Origin of the sequence: Bradyrhizobium sp. C-145, assembly GCF_023375135.1 — a bacterium.
GTDB classification, from domain to species: domain Bacteria; phylum Pseudomonadota; class Alphaproteobacteria; order Rhizobiales; family Xanthobacteraceae; genus Bradyrhizobium; species Bradyrhizobium zhanjiangense.
Genome location: NZ_CP088150.1, coordinates 8,961,259 through 8,979,328 on the forward strand (window position 1 = coordinate 8,961,259; position 18,070 = coordinate 8,979,328).

Below are 18,070 nucleotides of genomic sequence, written 5' to 3' on the forward strand. Positions count from 1 at the left end.
CCTCCTGAATGACGGCAGGTCGCGCTCACACCGGCGTGAGGCCGTTTCGTCCCGCCGGTTCCGACGACATCGCAAACCCGCCCCACGAAGCCATTTTCCGATAGCGGCGAAAATCCCCGGAAAGAAAGCGGGCGCAGACTATTGCCCATGATGAACAATGGAGTTCGATCATGTTGAGTCAGTTGTTCAGTCTGATCTATCGCCTCTCCTGCCGGTCCACCCTGATCGAAATCGGCACGCACCGTCTGGCACGTTAGGCGCTGGCCGGCGCGATCAGGTAAGACGGACTGACCAGATGACGGGGATTCCCATGCGCAAGCTGATCCTGATTGCCGCGATGTCGCTGCTGGCGACGCAAGTGCATGCCGGCGGGTCGCGGAGCCTGAGCTTGGCGGCAACAAATCCGAACCAGCAGGCAGCCGAGCCGTCGGTCACATCGGCTGCACCGCAGGCTCCGGCAGCAACGCCGCCGGCAAATATCCAGACAGCGACCACCACGCCGACGACTACGACCGCGCCTGCCGCGACTGCGCCGGTTGCCACAGCACCTGCACAGTCAGCCGCAGCGCCGGTATCCAGCACGACCGAAGCGGCCAAGCCAAAGCGCCGCCAGCCCTCGGTCGAAGCGCGTGTGATCCGCGAATTGCACCGGCACGGGATTTATTGGTGAGAGCACCCGCCTTCTCCACCGTCATTGCGAGGAGCCCTTGCGACGAAGCAATCCAGACTGCCTCCTCGGAGATGGTCTGGATTGCTTCGCTGCACTCGCAATGACGGGGAGAGAGCGGGGACTCAGATCCCCAAATATTTGTGCTGGAGATCCGGCGCGGCCATCAGCTCGTCGGAGGTGCCGCTCCACACCGTCTTGCCGCGCTCGATGATGTAGTGGCGGTCGCAGATGCGAGCGAGGTGATCGACATTCTTGTCGACCACCAGGATCGACTGTCCGCGGCTCTTGAGCAGCGACAGGCAATTCCAGATCTCCTCGCGGATCAGCGGCGCGAGACCTTCGGTCGCTTCATCCAGAATCAGGAGTTTTGGATTCGTCATCAGCGCGCGGCCGATGGCGAGCATCTGCTGCTCGCCGCCGGAGAGCTGGTTGCCCATGTTGGCGGCACGCTCGGCGAGGCGCGGAAACAGCACGTAGATCGCGGCCAGCGTCCAGGGATTCGGGCTGCCGAAGCGATCGGCGGCGGCGGCCACGAGATTTTCGCGCACGGTGAGGTTCGGGAAGATCTGGCGTCCTTCAGGGACGAGGCCGACGCCGAGTTTTGCAATTCTGTACGACGGAAGTTGTCGCACCTCGGCGCCCGCAAAGCGGATCGCGCCTGATCGCGCCGGCGTCAGGCCCATGATCGAGCGGATCGTCGTAGTCTTGCCCATGCCGTTGCGGCCCATCAGCGAGACCATCTCGCCGGGCTTGATCGACAGCGACAGCCCGAACAGTACCTGGGAGAGGCCGTAGCAGGTTTCGATGCCGTCGACGTCGAGCAGCGTGTCAGCCATGATGCGTCACCACATGCTGATCGCCGAGATAGGCGCGCTTGACGTCCTCGTTCTGGCGGATCGCGGCCGGATCGCCGGAGGCGATGACACGGCCGTACACCAGCACCGAAATGCGATCGGCGAGCGCGAACACCGCCGGCATGTCGTGCTCGACCAGCACGATCGAGACCTCTTTGCGCAGCTCCTGGAGCAGCTTCACCATGCGCTGGGATTCGGTGACCCCTAAGCCGGCCATCGGCTCGTCGAGCAGCAGGAGCTTTGGCTTGCTCGCGAGCGCAACCGCAAGCTCGAGCTCGCGGCGCTCGCCATGGCTCAGCCTGGACACCACGACATCGGCGCGATGCGACAGGCCGACGCGATCGAGCGCGGCATGCGCGGCATCGCGCAGGCCCTTCTCCTTGCGCGCGTTGGCGAAGAAGCGGAACGACGTGCCGGCATGCGCTTGGGCTGCCAGCGCGACATTGTCGGCGGCGGTGAAATCGAGCAGCAGCGAGGTGATCTGGAACGAACGGGCAAGGCCCAGCGCGCAGCGGCGATAGGCCGGCAGATAGGTGATGTCGCGCCCAGCCAGCGAGACGCTACCGGAATGCGGTTCGAGATGCCCGGTGAGCTGGCTGATCAGCGTGGTCTTGCCGGCACCGTTCGGGCCGATGATGGCGTGCAGCTCGCCGCTAGCGACGTCGAGCGAGACGTTGTCGGTCGCGATGATGCCGCCGAAGCGGCGCACCAGCTTTTCGACGCGGAGCAGGGGTTCAGCCACGGCCAGCCCTCCCGAGCGCACCCATGATGCCGCCGCGGCCGAACAGGACGATGAGCAGCAAGAGCGGGCCCATGATCAGCGCCCAGTATTCGGTGATCTGCGACAGGAACTCTTCCAGCAGCAGGAACACCACCGCTCCCATGATCGGGCCGAACAGCGTGCCCATGCCGCCCAGGATCACCATCACCATGAGATCGCCGGAGCGGGTCCAGTACATCACGGCCGGGCTGACGAAATCGGTGTTGTTGGCGAGCAGCGCGCCGGCAAGGCCGCACATAGTGCCTGATATGACGAAACAGACGAGCTGGTAGCGCTTGGCCGGGAAGCCGATCGCCTGCATGCGTTGCTCGTTGGAGCGCAGGCCCTGCACGACGAGGCCGAAGCGCGAATTGACGATGCGCCAGATCAGGAAGACGACGCCGAGGAGGCAGGCGAGGCAGAGATAATAGAACTGCGTACGGTTCGAGAGATTGATCAACCCGGAGAAGTCGCTGCGCTGGTAGACGGTGAGGCCGTCGTCGCCGCCATAGCGCGCCAGGCCCGAGGCGACGTAATAAGCCATCTGCGCGAAGGCCAGCGTGATCATGATGAAATAGACGCCACGGGTGCGAAGCGAGAGCGCGCCGATCACCAGCGCATAAGCCGCGGAGGCCGCGAGCGCGACCGGAAACTGGATGAAGCCGCTTCCGACACCTTCCTGCGCCAGCATCCCGACTGCGTAGCCGCCGATGCCGAGATAGGCGGCGTGGCCGAAGCTCATCATGCCGCCGAAACCCATGATGAGGTTGAGGCTCGCGGCCGCCAGCGCCAGGATGATGATGCGGGTGAACAGAGTCAGGATGAAGATGTTGCCGGTCAGGTGCGAATAGAGCGGTAGCAGCACGAGGCCCACCAGCATCAGGGCCGTGACGGCCTTGCTCACAGTGAAAGCCTTCATCGACGACTGGCCGGAAACAGCCCCTCCGGCCGCACCACCAGCACGATCGCCATGAGGAGGTAGATCAGCATGGACGACAGCGCGGGCGCGGCGGTGGAGGCGGCGGCGCCGCTCAGCACCTGCCGCAGCAGGTTGGGCAGGAAGGCGCGGCCGAGCGTGTCGATCATGCCGACGAAGATCGCGGCGAGGAATGCGCCGCGGATCGAGCCGATGCCGCCGATCACGATGATGACGAAAGCGAGGATCAGGATGTTCTCGCCCATGCCGATCTGCACGGTGAGGATCGGCGCTTGCATCAATCCGGCAAGGCCCGCGAGCGCGGCACCTAAGCCAAACACCAGCGTGTAGAGCAACTTGATGTTGATGCCGAGCGCGCCGATCATCTCGCGGTTGGAGGCGCCGGCCCGGATCAGCATGCCGATGCGGGTGCGCATCACGCCGAGATAGAGCAACAGCGCCACCAGCAGCGCGACGACGATGATGGCGAGCCGGTAGGCGGGGTAGTGGATGCCGGGCAGGATCGGCACCGGCACGGTGAGCCAGGCCGGCAGCGGCAGCGCAAGGCCCGCCGGGCCCCAGATCAGCCGCACCGCTTCATTGAAGAACAGGATCAGACCGAAGGTTGCGAGCACGTGGTCGAGATGGTCGCGGCCATAGAGATGCCGCAGCGCGCTCATCTCGAGCACGATGCCGAGCACCAGCGTCGCGCCCAGCGCCAGCAGTGCACCGAGCAGGAAGCTGCCGGTCCAGGCCGCGAAGGTCGCGGCGAAATAGGCGCCCATCATGTAGAGCGAGCCGTGCGCGAGGTTGACGAGATCCATGATCCCGAACACCAGCGTCAGGCCGGCGGCGAGCAGAAACAGCAGCAGGCCGAACTGCAATCCGTTCAAGAACTGTTCGACGACGAGCAGCATCAAGACTCTTTCAGGCGCACGCGGTGTCGCGCCGATGTTCGAACACAGTCGCCATCAGTGAAAGAGCTCCCCCTGCCTGCTCAAGGCCGAAAAATGGGTAATGGCAGTATCGTTCCGAGGCAAGAGCGATTTGACACCAAACATGCACTTTGTTGCATCTCGGCGCACGTGGCCGAAACTTGCTGTGCAATGCAAAAAGGTTGCCGCGCGGCATGGGGCAACCTGCCGCACCCAAACGATCACCCTCCCCCGGCAGGCCGAGGAGGGTGCGAATGTCGTCGAAATTCGGCGAGAGATGCGTCTAGTGCGACGTCATCTGGTGGGGAAAGTCGTCCGGTTCGGCGAGCACGCTGTTAGCCGTCGAGGCCTCGAGCGCGGCCATCCGGAACAGGTACGCCAGCGTCGCCAATCCGGAATCGTCCGCCATCTGCGCCAGCTCGAGCGCCATGTCGGACATGTAGCCGAGGTTCTCGTCCTTGGTCTGCGCCATGATCTGGCTGTCCCGCATCAGGTTCGACATCTCAGGCGCTCTTTCGTTGCGCGGCAAGGCCGCGGAGGTTGGCACGGGCAATGCAGTCGATCCGCGGACCGTCCTGCTGGACGACGCTCGTCATTCCGATACGGTCACGCACGACATCGAGCGACTCCTGACGGACCTCGATCGTTGCCGCCATGGTCCAGGAATTTTCCACCAGCGCCGGCAATCCCAGCGGCGTCACGATGAATCCGATGTCGTTGAAGCGCGGCAGCCACCACGTCTCCATGACGAGACAGAGACGCTCGATGCCCTGATCGAGACAGAACTCCTGCGCAGCCGCCATCAATTGTAGATTGAACGCGCCGTCGCGGCGCTCGCGCGACACGAAGAAGCGCGACCACTCCCAGACCAGCGGGTCCGACGGGCAACCACGCACCGCCGCGAGATGCGGGAAGACTTCGCTCATCATCGTCGGTCTGGTGGTGGGATACAGGCGGGAGCCGCCGAGCACCCGGCGGTTTTCGAGAGCCAGCAGGTAGACCGCGTCCTCATTGTCGTAGCTATCGATCTCGCGGCCGTCGGGCTTGCGTAGCGCCTCCCATTTCCGCTCCTCGACAAAAATCTCGTGACGAACCCGAAAATACTGTTCGAGAACGTCTTCGTAGAGATGCCGATTGACGGCAGAAATCACATGAATCATGAACTCCCCCATGGCTCGAAATGAGGGGGAGCCTCAGCGAAAAAGGCAAAGTCGACTATTGGGAAATTTCCCAGTAGGCGAGGATTTCAGGGATTGATGATTCTGTGGCGGATCGCGATCGCGACCGCATGCGTCCGGTTGACCGCACCGAGCTTGCGCGCGGCAGTTGCAAGATGCTCTTCCGCCGTGCGTTGCGTGATGTGCAGGATCTCGCCGATCTCCCAGGCGGACTTGCCTTGCGACGCCCAGGCAAGCACCTCGCGCTCGCGCGGGGTCAGGCGCATCGACGGATGCGGCGCCGGATCAAGCAGACGGCGAATGTGATCGAAGCCGTACATCCCGATCAGGTGCAGCGCCGGCTTGCTGCGCGCGTTGAGCTCGAGGTGGACGCCACCGAGCGAGACGCCGGCCTCGTAGCCGGTCAAGCCGTGGATCGGCACGACGAAGCCGCGCGACATGCGGAAATCGGCGGCGCGCCGCATCACCTCCACCGCACCCGGCTCCAGCTCCGGATCGTACGGCGCCTCAGACCACTCGAAAGGGTTCACCGTCTGCCGGCATTTGCGGATCACGGGGTCGACACGGTCGTAGCTCTTTTGGATGTAGAGGTCGAACCACTCCGCCGGCCACTTCTTGGCGAGCACCATCTGGGAAAAGCGTTGATCGGGATTCGGCAAGCCCGTTACGATGATATGCTCGAAACCGTATCGACCGAACGCAGTTGCAAGCGCGTCCATGGCGTCCGGAACCTTGGTATAGGCTCCCAGGCCTTCGATGAAGTCGAGCGCCTCCCGGCCATAGTCTACGGCGGACATCAGTGCATTTCCTGACTCTCGCCCTGCCGTATAGCACGTATTTGGGGGCTGCCTCAATTCGCTGCTCCCGTAGTTTGCCGGTGTTCCGTCCGCACTGAAGATTTAATCTACTTGTGGAAGAAGTGAGGTCCAGATACACCTGAACGCGTCCGTAGCGGGAAAACCACGATGCAAGACGAGGACATCGCCCTCAACAGCGTGCTCGGCCTGGAATTGAACCGCGTGTTTTTCGCCGTCCGCCAAACGGCAAACAAGCAGAAGATCATCGAGTTCGCGCGCGAGGTGCTGCAAAGCGAGCGCGCGGAGCTGGCGGACAGCCTCTTGCCCGAGGGCCCGGCAAGCTAGCCAACGCAGTTGCAGCAAACGACGCGTCCAGCGCGAGCGACGCCCTTGAACGTGCCGATTTTCGTCGAAACAGTTTGACCATTGCCTTCCCTTCTCCCCTTGTGGGAGAAGGTGGCGCGAAGCGCCGGATGAGGGGTTGTCTCCGCGCGTTCAAATGCGAGAGCTCGCAAGGCGGAGAGAACCCCTCACCCGTCTCGCCGCTTCGCGGCGAGCCACCCTCTCCCACAAGGGGAGAGGGAAGGCCCCCGCCACCACGATCATGCTTCGGATGCCCAGGACATGATGACGCTGCGCCAGGTTGAAGTGATCCGTGCCGTGATGGTGACGGGCACCATCGGCGGCGCGGCGAAGCTGCTCAACGTCTCGGCGCCGGGGATCAGCCGCCTCGTCAAATACACCGAGCGCTCGCTCGGCATCCGCTTCTTCCAGCGCCAGAACGGGCGCTACTTCCCGACGCCGGAAGCCGAGAACATCTTCGAGCAGATCAACGGCGTCTACAAGAAGGTCGACGACCTCTCCGAGATCATCTCCAAGATCGGCCGCGGTGGATTGTCGGAGCTACGCATCGGCTCGGTGCCGAGCATCTCGCAGGTGATGGTGCCGCGCGCGATCGAGCGCGTCCGCCGCCGCTATCCCGATCTCGGCATCGACATCAACATCCTCAAGCTCGAGGAAGCCATCGACTATCTGATGCTCGGCCGCGGCGAGTGCGTGGCGATGAGCTACCGGCTGGAGCATTCCGGGCTCGACTTCATGCCGCTCGCCTCGGGCGAGCTCTATTGCATCGTGCCGCCGGGTCACGAGCTCGCCGGCCGCAAGCAGGTCTCCGCCGCCGAGATCACCCGCTATCCGCTGATCGGCATCGATCCCAACGACCCCTACGGGCGGATCATGGCCGAGATCTTCGCGCGCAACCGGCTCGACTACAACATCACCATCCGCGCGCGCTTCGGCACCACGGTCTGCGCGCTGGTGAAGGCCGGGCTCGGCATCGCCATCATCGACCAGTTCACGGTGGCCCATGGCGGTTATCCCGGAATCGAGCTGTTGAAGATCACCGAGCCCACGCGGTTCGACACCTACATCGCAGTGAAGCGCGGCGCGCCGTTGTCGCTCCATGCCGAGTACTTCATCGACGCCCTGCGCGCTGAGATGCGCGCGGTCGAGCCGTCCCGCGGCAACAGCAAGGCCGGCCCGGCACGCGCGCGGAAGAAATAACATTATGTTAGGTTTGCCGGATAAAAGGGTAATTGTGTTAGGCCGGGGAAAGACTATCGTCAGAGCTGGAATTGCGCGGATTTCCCCGCTAATGGCCGGGACCGGACGCTCCCAACGAGACGATAGCGAACCATGTCGAAGCGCGGATACGCCGCCAGCAAGAAGCTTCTCACCGGCCTGATCGGCGCGCCGATCGCGCATTCCGCGTCCCCCGCCATGCATGAGCGCGCCGCCGAGGCGCTCGGCCTGCGCGGCCACTACCAGCTCATTGAAGTGGCCGGCGCCGATGCGACCGGGCTCCGCATGATGCTCGAAGGAGTGCGGCGGCTCGGCTTTGCCGGCGTCAATGTCACTTACCCTTACAAGGAAGCCGTGGTCCCGCTGCTCGACGCGCTGGCGCCGGGCGCTGCCGCCATGGGTGCGGTCAACACCGTCGTCGTCAGGGACGGCCGGTTGACCGGCCACAACACCGACACCACCGGCTTTGCGCGCGCGGTGGCCCCGCTGCTGGCCCCGTCCGCCAATGCCGTCGCCGTGATCGGCGCCGGCGGCGTCGGCAAGGCGATCGCGTTTGCGCTGGCGAGCCTGGACGTGACCGACATCCGCATTTTTGACAGCGAACCTGCGCGCGCCGAGAAACTCGCCTCGCTGCTTGCCAGACAGGGCGGCGCGAGGATGGCCGGAAGCGTCGAGGATGCGCTCGATGGCGCAACCGGCCTCGTCAACGGCACGCCAGTCGGCATGCTGCCGAACCGCGACACGCCAGTGCCGGCGGCACTGCTCAGGGCAGACCTGTGGGTTGCCGATGCCGTCTATTCGCCGCTGATCACGCCGCTGCTTGCCGCAGCGCGAGAGAAAGGCGCTCGGATCATGACCGGACGCGAGCTCGCGATCTTCCAGGCCGCCGACGCCTTCGAACTGTTCACGGGCCTTGCCCCATCGACCGAGATCATGGGAGAGGCTTTTGATACCGTGATGGCCGCGCGCAGCGCCGCCTATCAGGCAGCTTGAGACGAAGCGGCCGGGCACAAGGCCGCTTGCAAGATTTGAAACGGGAGGAGAGGACGATGAAATCAACGCTACTGGTGGGCGCGCTGCTCACCGCCATGACGGCAACGAGTGCCTTTGCCCAGGCGATCAAGCTCGCCGACGTCGCCGAGCTCTCGGGCGGCGGCGCCACCGTCGGCACCAACTGGAAGAACGGCATCGACCTCGCGATCGAGGAGATCAACGCCAAGGGCGGCGTGCTCGGCCGCAAGCTGGAGGTCACCCACGCCGACTCGCAGTCCAACCCCGGCGTCGCGCGCGCCCAGGTGCAGAAGGCGCTCGACGCCGAGCCCTATGTGCTGCTCGGCCCCGGCTATTCCGGCTCGGTCAAGGTCACCGCGCCGCTTGCCGCCGAAGCCGACATCGCGCAGATCATGGGCGGCGAGGCCGCCGAGCTGACGCAAGCAGGCAACAAGTTCCTGTTCCGCACCTCGTTCGGCCAGCAATCCTCGATGCCGAAGGTCGCCAAATACATCCATGACGAGATGAAGGCGAAGTCGGTCGCGGTGGTCTGGGTCAACAATGATTTCGGCCGCGGCGGCCGCGACGTCATCGTGAAAGAACTCGACCGGCTCGGCTCCAAGGTGGTCGCCGACCTCTCGACAGAAGCGGGCCAGGCCGATTTCGCCGCCGACGTCGGCAAGATCAAGGCTGCCAATCCCGATGCCGTGTTCGTCTACCTGAACGAGGAAGAGAGCGCGCGCATCCTGAAAGAACTGAAGCGCCAGGGTGTCACCGCGCCGCTGATGGGCGAGACCACGCTGATCGGCCAGAAGGTGATCGAGCTCGCCGGCGATGCCGCCAATGGCGCGCGCGGCCATGTCGGCCTCACCACCGACGCGCCGGTCGACCTCATCAAGGCGTTCCGCGAGAAGTTTTCCAAGAAGTACAATTACGTCCCCGATCACAACGGCCTGAAGGGCTATCTCGCCGTCTACATGGTGAAGGCCACCACCGAGAAGATGGGCAAGGTCGACCCGAAGAAGTTTGCCGACACGCTGCACGGTCTGACCATCAAGGCCGCGGACGAGCCGGGCATCCTGATGGACGTCACCTTCAGCGACACCGGCGACATCGACCGCCAGAGCTTCCTGGTCGAGGTGGTCGAAGGCAAGCAGGTGGTGAAGCAGGTGCTGCCCAAGGTGAAGTGATCTTCGCCTCTCCCCGCCTGCGGGGAGAGGCCGGAATTTGCAGAGCAAATTCCGGGTGAGGGGGAACCTCCGCGAGTTCGACTGTCACCGAATTCGCAGAGACTCCCCCTCACCCCGACCCTCTCCCCGCAAGCGGGGAGAGGGAGAGGAGAGAGGGGAACATGTCGAGCCTATTCGATCTTCTGGTCGCGGGACTCGCCACCGGCGCGATCTATGCGCTGGTCGCGGTCGGCTTCACGCTGCTGTGGCAGACCTCGCAGACCATCAATTTCGCCCAAGGCGAGTTCGTGATGCTGCCGGCGTTCCTGATGCTGGCGGTACTGCATGCCGGCGCGCCGTTCTGGCTCGCGATCATCCTCGGCATCCTCTTGTCGATGATCCTGCTCGGCCTCGCCTTCAAGATGCTGCTGGTCGATCCGATGATGCGCCACGGCGTGCTGCCGCTGGCGATCGCGACCATGGCGCTGGCGATCGGCATCAAGGAATCCGTCAAGCAGTTCTTCAGCGCCGAGGCCTCGCCCTTCCCGTCGGTCGTGCCGACCGGCGACATCTCCATTCTCGGCCATGCGGTGTCGCTGCAAAGCATTGGCGTGCTCGTCGTCGCTATTCTCGCTGTCTTCGGACTGACGGCACTTCTCAACCGCACCTCGCTCGGCCACCAGATGCAGGCGGCAGCGCAAAACCCGACGGTGGCGCGCATCATCGGCGTGCCGGTCGAGCGCATGATCCTGCTGACCTTCCTGATCAACGCCTTCCTGGTGGCGCTGGCTTCGCTGCTGATCACGCCGATCTATCTCGCCAAATTCTCCTCTGGCGAAGTGCTGGGCCAGGCCGCCTTCATCGCCGCGATCGTCGGCGGCTTCAACCAGGTGCGCGGCGCGATCGCCGGCGGTCTTTTGATCGGCGTGCTCGACAATCTCGCGGCCGCCTATGTCTCGACGCAGTACCGCGCCGCGGTGCCGATGATCTTCCTGATCGCCGTCATCCTGTTCCGGCCGCAGGGCTTGCTCGGCCGCGCCGAGGAGCGCACCGTATGAGCGGCTTCGCCAAACCCCTGAAGATCGCGCTCGGCCTTGCTGTCATCGCTGCGCTGATTATCGTTCCCATGAACTTCAACCGCTACGGCCTGTTCATCCTGAGCCAATGGGCGGTGATGAGCATCGCCGCGATGGGCCTCAACCTGACGCTCGGCTATGCCGGCCAGGTCTCGCTGGCGCAGGGCGCGTTCGTCGGCATCGGCGCCTATGCGGCGGCGATCATGACCACCCATGGCTGGCCGCTGCCGGCGGCGATTCTGGTCGCGATTGCCTTAAGCTTCGCGGTCGGCTGGGTGCTCGGCTATCCGGCGTTGCGCGTGCAGCATCACTACCTCGCCTTCGTCACGCTCGCCTTCTCCACCCTCGCCTTCCTGGTGTTCCGCAACGAGAGCTGGCTCACCGGCGGCATCTACGGCATCTCCAACATCCCGCGCCCGCACATCTTTGGGCTAGCGACCAACAAGCCGCTGCCGTTCTACTATGTCTGCCTCGGCTCGCTCGCGATCGTGTCGCTCGCAGTGTGGTGGCTGATCCGCTCGCCCTGGGGCCGCGCCTTCATGGCGCTGCGCGAAAACCCGCTGCGCGCGCAATCGCTCGGCGTCGACACCCGCCGCTACACGTTGATGGCGTTTGCGATCGGCTCGGCGCTTGGCGGCGTCGCCGGCGCGCTCTATGCGCCACTGACGCAATATATCGATCCCGTGCCGTTCAACCTGTCGCTCTCACTCGATCTGCTGATGATGGTGATCGTCGGCGGTGCCGGCTTCTATTTCGGCCCCTTCCTCGGCGCGATGATCGCCGTGCTGCTGCCGGAATGGCTGCGCTTCACGGAGGGCTATTATCTCATGCTCTACGCAGTCGCCGTCATGCTGCTGCTGATCTGGTCGCCAACCGGCATCCTGGGAATCCTCGATCGCGCCATGGCGGCACGGCGGACCAAGGCAGCGTCCGCGCTGCGTGCCGTCGCAAAATCCCGCCTGGAGACGGTGCAATGAACGCGGTCCTCGAGGTTACGAATATCAAGAAGAACTTTGGCGGCATCAGCGCCGTCGACGGCGTCTCTTTCGATGTGCGCGAGGGCGAGATCCTCGGCCTGATCGGCCCGAATGGTTGCGGCAAGTCAACCCTGTTCAACTGCATCCTCGGCCAGCTCACGCCATCGGGCGGCGAGGTCAAGCTCGACGGCAAGCTCGTCACCGGCCTGCGGCCCGCCGAGCTCAACAAATTAGGCGTCAGCCGCACCTTCCAGCTCCTGCAGGTTTTTCCAAAGCTCTCGGTGCGCGAGAACCTGATCCTCGCGGGCCAGGAGCACCAGGGCAACATGGCCTCGCGACTGGTCGGCCGCTCCGATGCCGGGCTGACTGAGGCCGCCAACCAGATGATCGGCTTTTTCAAGCTCGACCATCTCGCGGACGAGCCGGCCGGCGGCCTCTCCTATGGCCAGCAGAAGCTGCTCGATGCCGCCATGGCCTTCATGGGCGGCCCGCGCCTCGTGCTGCTCGACGAGCCCGCCGGCGGCGTCAACCCCTCGATGCTGGCGGACCTCAAGGACCGCCTGGTCGCGATCAACCGCGAGAAGAACGCCACCTTCGTCGTGATCGAGCACAACATGGAATTCGTGATGTCGCTGTGCTCCCGCGTCATGGTGATGGCGGAAGGCAAGGTGCTGGCGATGGGACGGCCGGACGAGGTTCGGAAAAACCCCGCCGTGATCGAAGCCTATTTGGGTCATTGAAGGAGCGGACCATGAGCGACCCGATCCTCTCGGTTCACAATCTCGTCGGCGGCTACGGCAAGATGACGATTTTGAACGGCACGACCTTCGCCGTACCTCAAGCCACGATCACGACGATCATCGGCCCGAACGGCGCCGGCAAGTCGACCGTGTTCAAGGCCATCTTCGGCCTGCTCAAGCTGCGCGAGGGCAAGATCAGCTTTGCTGGCCGCGACGTCACGAACTTGAGCCAGCGCGCGCTGCTCAATGCCGGCATCTGCTACGTGCCGCAGGGCCGCAACATCTTTCCCGAGCTGTCCGTGCGCCACAATATCGAGCTCGGCGGCGTCGCTGCCGGGAAGGGCCTCGACCTGCCGAGGCGGATCGAGGCGGCACTCGACCTGTTCCCGGCGCTGCGGCGGAAATCGACGCAGCAGGCTTCCACGCTCTCCGGCGGCGAGCAGAAACAGCTCGAGATCGCCCGCTCGCTGCTGCTCGAACCAAAGCTGGTGCTGATCGACGAGCCTTCGATCGGCCTGTCGCCGCTGATGGTGCAGCAGACCTTCGACATTCTCAAAAGCTTGCGCGACCGCGGCGTTACGATCCTGATGATCGAGCAGAACGCACGCTCGGCGCTGGAGATTTCTGACATCGGCATCGTGCTCGAGCTCGGCCAGACCCGCATGATCGACGACGCCAAGCGCATTCTGAACGATCCCCGCATCGGCCAGCTCTTCCTGGGCGGTGCCATGGAAGAGAGCGCGGCATGAGCGCCAAGATAGGCATCGCCGTTGCCGGCGCGGGCCTGATCGGCCGCCGCCATATCGAGCTGATCGAGGCATCGCCGGATTGCGTGCTGGCCGGCATTGCCGATCCTTCGCCGGCCGCTGGCGATTTTGCGCGGGCGCACAACACACCCTGGTATGCCGATCATCGCGCATTGCTGGAGCAGGAGAAGCCGGACGGGGTGATCATCGCCTCGCCGAACACGCTGCATCTGCCCATGGCGCTCGACTGCGCCGCGGCGGGCGTGCCGGCGCTGATCGAAAAGCCGGTGACCGACAGCGTCGCAGCGGCACGTCGCCTCTGTGAGGCGGTCAAGCGCAGCGGCGTGCCGATGCTGGTCGGTCACCACCGCCGCCACAATCCGATCATCAAGTCGGCCCGCGAGGCTGTCGCGACCGGCAAGCTCGGCCAGCTCACCGCCGTGGCCGGGCTGTGGCTGCTAAAGAAACCCGACGATTACTTCGAGGTCGCCTGGCGGCGCGAACAGGGCGGCGGGCCGCTGCTGATCAATCTGATCCACGACATCGACAATCTCCGCTTCGTCTGCGGCGAGATCGCCGAGGTGCAGGCGCTGACGTCAAACAAGGTGCGTGGCTTTGCGGTCGAAGACACCGCCGCGCTGCTGCTGCGCTTTGCCAATGGTGCGCTCGGAACGGTGACGGTCTCCGATGCAACGCCGGCACCCTGGAGCTGGGAGCTGACGGCGGGCGAGAACGCGGTCTATCCCAGACAGGACCAGCCCTGTTACGTCTTCGCCGGCACCAACGGCTCGCTGTCGGCGCCGACCATGGAGCTGTGGTCGTATTCAGACAATCCCGGCTGGTACGCGCCCCTGGTTCGCGAGCCCGTCGCACTCTCCGCTTACGATCCGCTCGCCGAGCAGCTCAGACATTTCCAGGCCGTGATCGCGGGCCGCGAGCAACCGCTGATCTCGGTCGAAGATGCGATGGGCACGCTCGCGGTCGTGGAAGCCGTAAGCGAAGCCGCGCGCTCGGGACGCACGGTATCGCCGGGCCGGATCATGGAGCAGGCAGCATGAACAAGCGCTCGATTGCAACGGTTTCCCTCTCCGGCGCACTGGACGAGAAGCTCCGCGCCATCGCAGCCGCCGGGTTCGACGCGGTCGAGATCTTCGAGAACGATCTACTGTCGTTCGGCGCCAGCCCGCGCGAGGTCGCGCGCCTCTGTAAGGACCTCAATCTCGAGATCTGCGCGTTCCAGCCGTTCCGCGATTTCGAAGGCATGCCGGAACCTCAGCGTTCGCGCAACTTTGCCCGCGCGGAGCGCAAGTTCGACTTGATGCAGGAACTCGGCACGGATCTCCTGCTGATCTGCTCCAACGTTTCGCCCGCCTCGCTCGGCGGCATCGACCGCGCCGCGGACGATTTTCGCGAGCTCGGCGAGCGTGCGGCGAAGCGTGGTTTGCGCGTCGGCTACGAGGCACTGGCCTGGGGACGCCATGTCAACGACTACCGCGATGCGTGGGAGATCGTGCGCCGCGCCGATCATGCCGCGATCGGCATCATTCTCGACAGTTTTCATGCGCTGGCTCCGGGATTTCCGACGCGCGCGATGGCCTCGATCCCCGGCGACAGGATTTTTCTGGTGCAGCTTGCGGACGCGCCAAAGCTCGAGCTCGACATCCTCTCCTGGAGCCGGCACTTCCGCTCCTTCCCCGGCCAGGGTGACCTGCCGGTCGGCGAGTTCATGGCGGCGGTCGCGGCGACCGGCTATGCCGGGCCGCTGTCGCTGGAGATCTTCAACGATCAGTTCCGCGCCGGTTCGGCGGCGCAGACCGCGATCGATGGCCTGCGCTCGCTGATCCTGCTCGAGGACCAGCTCGCACCAGATTGGCCAAAGCTCGTCCACGAGCCGCTGGCGCCGAAGGCCGGGAGCTACGGTACCGGCTTCGTCGAATTCGCCGTCAACGAGACCAAGGCGAGCGAGCTTGCCCGCCTGTTCGCGCAGCTCGGTTTCCGCAAGACCGGCAAGCACCGCAGCAAGGCAGTGGAGCGCTGGTCGCAGGGCAAGGTCGAGCTCGTGATCAATTGCGAGACCGACGGCTTCGCGCATTCGCATTACGTCACCCACGGTCCCGGCGTCTGTGCGATCGCGCTCGACGTCGACAATGCGGGCCTTGCCATGCAGCGCGCCGAAGCGCTGAAGGCGCGCACCTTCTATCAGCCGGTCGGGCCGGGCGAGCTGGAGATCCCGGCGATCCACGGCGTCGGAGGCAGCCTGCTCTATTTCCTGGATCAGGCCGGCAAGAACTGGGATACCGATTTCGAACCGGTCGCGAGCGAGACGAGCGCGGATGCACTGCTGGCGGTCGATCACATCGCGCAATCGATGCCCTATGACGAGATGCTGTCCTGGCTGTTGTTCTACACCGGCATTCTCGACCTGACGCGGCTGCCGCAGATGGAGATCGCCGATCCCAGGGGGCTGGTGCAGAGCCAGGCCATCATCAACGCAGACCAGAGCCTGCGCTTCGTGCTCAACGGTTCGTCCGCCAACCGCACACTGCCGTCGCGCTTCATCTCGGAGTTCTTCGGCTCCGGCGTGCAGCACGTCGCGTTCTCGTGCCGGGACATCTTTGCGACGGTCGCGGAGATGCGCAAGCGGGGCGCGGATTTCCTGGACATCCCTGACAATTACTACGACGACATCGAAGCCAAATACGACCTCGCGCCCGAGCTGATGGCGCAACTGCGCGCCAACCACATCCTCTACGACCGCGAGGGTAACGGCGAATTCTTCCAGGTCTACACCCACATCTTCGACGAGCGCTTCTTCTTCGAGATCGTCGAACGGCGAAACTATCAGGGCTTTGGCGCGGCCAACGCCGGCATCAGGCTCGCAGCCCAGGCCCGCGAAGTGCGCCCGTCGAGCGTGCCAAGAGTGTAGGTGTCTTCGTCTCTCCCCGCCTGCGGGGAGAAGCCGACGCGCGTAGCGCGGCGGGTGAGGGGCACTCTCAGCGAGTCACCTGACAATCGGGGGCAACGCTCTTCGAACGCGTCATTGCGAGCGCAGCGAAGCAATCCAGAGTTTTTCCGCGGAGGGATTCTGGATTGCTTCGCGGAGCCTGTCATCGGGCCGCGCTTCGTGCGGACCCGTTGGCTCGCAATGACGGTGTGGGAAGCATCGAGGAATTCGACTGTCTCCGTCCCCGCGGAGGCTCCCCCTCACCCTACCCTCTCCCCGCAAGCGGGGAGAGGGAAAGAAGCAGCGGGGATGGGGAGAGGAAACAGATCAGCTCACTTCATCTTGCACTTGTCGTGGAAACGATCTTGGTCGTTCTCGACGATGGTGGCGACGGTCTTCAGTGCGAGCTGGCCGTCGGCGTCCTTGACCACGTCCTGCAGGTAGAAGTTCTGGATTGGGATGTGGTTGTTGCCGTATTTGAACGGGCCGCGCACCGATTTGAAGTTCACCTTCTCCATTTCGGCCTTCATCGCGTCCTTCTTCGAGGTGTCGCCCTTCACGGCGACGACCGCGCTGTTGATCAGGTTCGCGGCATCATAGGACTGCGCGCCGTAGAAGGTCGGGCGCAGGCCGGTATACTTCTTGCGGTAGTCGGCGACGAATTTCTTGTTCTCGTCGTTGGGCAGATCGTTGACCCATTGCTGAGCGCCGGGCACGCCGAGCGCGTTGTCCTTCTGCAGCGGCAGCGACAATTCGTCGATCGTGAAGGCGGTGTAGAGCGGAATCTGCGCTTTGATGCCGGCCTGGGCGTATTGATTGAGGAACTGGACGCCGGCCGCGCCCGGATAGAACACGAAGATCGATTCGGCCTTGGAGTTCTTGGCCTTGGTGAGCTCGGCGGAGAAGTCGAGCTGGCTCGGCCACACCGTGTATTCCTCACCCACGACCTGCCCCTTGAAGGTGCTCTTGACGCCGGCCAGCATGTCCTTGCCGGCGGCGTAGTTCGGGCCGATCAGGAACACCGACTTGACGCCCTTCTGGTTCATATAGGTGCCGACCGCCTGCGGGGTCTGGTCGTTCTGCCAGGAGGTCGAGAACACGTAAGGCGAGCACAGCTCGCCCGCGAGCTGCGAGGGACCGGCATTGGCCGAGATCAGGAAGGTCTGCGAATCGACCGCGGTCTTGAGCGAGGCCAGCAGCACGTTCGACCAGATGTAGCCGACGATGAAATCGACCTTGTCGGATTGCACCAGCTTCTCGGTCTTCTGCTTGCCGACATCCGGCTTCTGCCCGTCGTCCTCGTAGATCACCTCGACCGGCTTGCCGCCCATCTTGCGGCCGAGATGGTCGAGCGCGAGCTCGAAGGAATTGCGCATGTCATTGCCGATTACGGCGGTCGGGCCGCTGAAGGTCGAGACGAAGCCGATCTTGATGGTGTCGCCGGCGAATGCCGGATTTGCCAGCACCAGCGCCGCTGCGCCCGCCAGCCAGAATGCCGTCCTCATAACCACTCCCCTCCTTGATTATCGATCCCGGAAACGGGGTGATCGCCGCACCGGGCCAGTCTTTATTGAACGCAAAATCTGTCGAGCCGCCAATGGCTCAGCGTCCGTCCCTGCACCATATTTCGCCAGAATTGGGGATGGCAAGAAATATAATTCTACTCACTTCGGCCAAGGCATGGTCAAGGCTGCGGCACTTTTTCGCGGCGGATCGATACACCAGGCCTATGCGGCG

19 protein-coding genes are annotated in these 18,070 nt (G+C 64.2%); 11 read left to right on the forward strand and 8 right to left on the reverse strand.

Features of this window, described 5'->3' with window-relative positions:
- Window positions 1–295: 295 nt before the first annotated feature.
- Entirely contained in the window at window positions 296–670 is a 375-nt protein-coding gene (locus tag LRP30_RS42195; protein WP_249758667.1) for a hypothetical protein, read from the forward strand.
- A gap of 122 nt (window positions 671–792) precedes the next feature.
- On the opposite strand, the gene LRP30_RS42200 is transcribed toward LRP30_RS42195, so the two are convergent.
- From LRP30_RS42200 to LRP30_RS42230, 7 genes are all read right to left on the reverse strand, one after another.
- Window positions 793–1,506 (reverse strand): ABC transporter ATP-binding protein, encoded by a 714-nt coding sequence (locus LRP30_RS42200; RefSeq protein ID WP_128936907.1) that lies wholly within the window; start codon window positions 1,504–1,506, stop codon window positions 793–795.
- Window positions 1,499–2,266 carry an ABC transporter ATP-binding protein gene (locus LRP30_RS42205; RefSeq protein WP_128940224.1) on the reverse strand — a complete coding sequence of 256 codons (768 nt, stop codon included), beginning with the start codon at window positions 2,264–2,266 and terminating at the stop codon, window positions 1,499–1,501. The genes LRP30_RS42200 and LRP30_RS42205 overlap by 8 nt, the downstream gene beginning before the upstream one ends.
- Window positions 2,259–3,203 carry a branched-chain amino acid ABC transporter permease gene (locus LRP30_RS42210; RefSeq protein ID WP_249758668.1) on the reverse strand — a complete coding sequence of 315 codons (945 nt, stop codon included), beginning with the start codon at window positions 3,201–3,203 and terminating at the stop codon, window positions 2,259–2,261. The genes LRP30_RS42205 and LRP30_RS42210 overlap by 8 nt, the downstream gene beginning before the upstream one ends.
- Window positions 3,200–4,117, reverse strand: a complete 918-nt coding sequence (locus tag LRP30_RS42215) for a branched-chain amino acid ABC transporter permease (RefSeq protein ID WP_091884876.1) — start codon at window positions 4,115–4,117, stop codon at window positions 3,200–3,202. Before LRP30_RS42215 ends, LRP30_RS42210 begins: the two co-directional genes overlap by 4 nt.
- A 301-nt stretch (window positions 4,118–4,418) precedes the next feature.
- Window positions 4,419–4,637, reverse strand: a complete 219-nt coding sequence (locus LRP30_RS42220; RefSeq protein WP_249758669.1) for a hypothetical protein — start codon at window positions 4,635–4,637, stop codon at window positions 4,419–4,421.
- A gap of 1 nt (window position 4,638) precedes the next feature.
- The gene (locus tag LRP30_RS42225) at window positions 4,639–5,295 is read right to left on the reverse strand and encodes an acyl-homoserine-lactone synthase (RefSeq protein WP_164934754.1); all 657 of its coding nucleotides are present in this window, start codon (window positions 5,293–5,295) and stop codon (window positions 4,639–4,641) included.
- Between the two features lie 86 nt (window positions 5,296–5,381).
- The gene (locus LRP30_RS42230; protein ID WP_249758670.1) at window positions 5,382–6,110 is read right to left on the reverse strand and encodes a LuxR family transcriptional regulator; all 729 of its coding nucleotides are present in this window, start codon (window positions 6,108–6,110) and stop codon (window positions 5,382–5,384) included.
- 168 nt (window positions 6,111–6,278) lie between these two features.
- On the opposite strand from LRP30_RS42230, the gene LRP30_RS42235 reads away from it, so the two are divergent.
- The 10 genes from LRP30_RS42235 (at window position 6,279) to LRP30_RS42280 (ending at window position 16,315) form a co-directional block, all read left to right on the forward strand.
- A complete protein-coding gene (locus LRP30_RS42235) occupies window positions 6,279–6,455 on the forward strand; it encodes a hypothetical protein (RefSeq protein ID WP_091884862.1) in 177 nt (58 codons plus the stop codon).
- A gap of 279 nt (window positions 6,456–6,734) precedes the next feature.
- Window positions 6,735–7,673, forward strand: a complete 939-nt coding sequence (locus tag LRP30_RS42240; protein ID WP_091884859.1) for a LysR family transcriptional regulator — start codon at window positions 6,735–6,737, stop codon at window positions 7,671–7,673.
- 132 nt (window positions 7,674–7,805) lie between these two features.
- The gene (locus tag LRP30_RS42245; RefSeq protein WP_128940227.1) at window positions 7,806–8,684 is read left to right on the forward strand and encodes a shikimate dehydrogenase; all 879 of its coding nucleotides are present in this window, start codon (window positions 7,806–7,808) and stop codon (window positions 8,682–8,684) included.
- A gap of 56 nt (window positions 8,685–8,740) precedes the next feature.
- Window positions 8,741–9,871, forward strand: coding sequence for an ABC transporter substrate-binding protein (locus LRP30_RS42250; RefSeq protein WP_249758671.1), 1,131 nt, complete (start codon window positions 8,741–8,743; stop codon window positions 9,869–9,871).
- A gap of 161 nt (window positions 9,872–10,032) precedes the next feature.
- The gene (locus LRP30_RS42255) at window positions 10,033–10,908 is read left to right on the forward strand and encodes a branched-chain amino acid ABC transporter permease (RefSeq protein ID WP_128940228.1); all 876 of its coding nucleotides are present in this window, start codon (window positions 10,033–10,035) and stop codon (window positions 10,906–10,908) included.
- Window positions 10,905–11,903 (forward strand): branched-chain amino acid ABC transporter permease, encoded by a 999-nt coding sequence (locus LRP30_RS42260; protein ID WP_128940229.1) that lies wholly within the window; start codon window positions 10,905–10,907, stop codon window positions 11,901–11,903. Before LRP30_RS42255 ends, LRP30_RS42260 begins: the two co-directional genes overlap by 4 nt.
- A complete protein-coding gene (locus LRP30_RS42265) occupies window positions 11,900–12,643 on the forward strand; it encodes an ABC transporter ATP-binding protein (protein WP_128955854.1) in 744 nt (247 codons plus the stop codon). The genes LRP30_RS42260 and LRP30_RS42265 overlap by 4 nt, the downstream gene beginning before the upstream one ends.
- A gap of 11 nt (window positions 12,644–12,654) precedes the next feature.
- A complete protein-coding gene (locus tag LRP30_RS42270; protein WP_128936917.1) occupies window positions 12,655–13,392 on the forward strand; it encodes an ABC transporter ATP-binding protein in 738 nt (245 codons plus the stop codon).
- A complete protein-coding gene (locus LRP30_RS42275) occupies window positions 13,389–14,447 on the forward strand; it encodes a Gfo/Idh/MocA family oxidoreductase (RefSeq protein WP_249758672.1) in 1,059 nt (352 codons plus the stop codon). The genes LRP30_RS42270 and LRP30_RS42275 overlap by 4 nt, the downstream gene beginning before the upstream one ends.
- Window positions 14,444–16,315, forward strand: a complete 1,872-nt coding sequence (locus LRP30_RS42280) for a sugar phosphate isomerase/epimerase and 4-hydroxyphenylpyruvate domain-containing protein (RefSeq protein WP_249758673.1) — start codon at window positions 14,444–14,446, stop codon at window positions 16,313–16,315. Before LRP30_RS42275 ends, LRP30_RS42280 begins: the two co-directional genes overlap by 4 nt.
- 350 nt (window positions 16,316–16,665) lie before the next feature.
- Here the strand turns inward: LRP30_RS42280 and LRP30_RS42285 are convergent, their stop codons facing one another.
- Entirely contained in the window at window positions 16,666–17,838 is a 1,173-nt protein-coding gene (locus tag LRP30_RS42285; protein WP_249758674.1) for an ABC transporter substrate-binding protein, read from the reverse strand.
- Window positions 17,839–18,070: the final 232 nt, after the last annotated feature.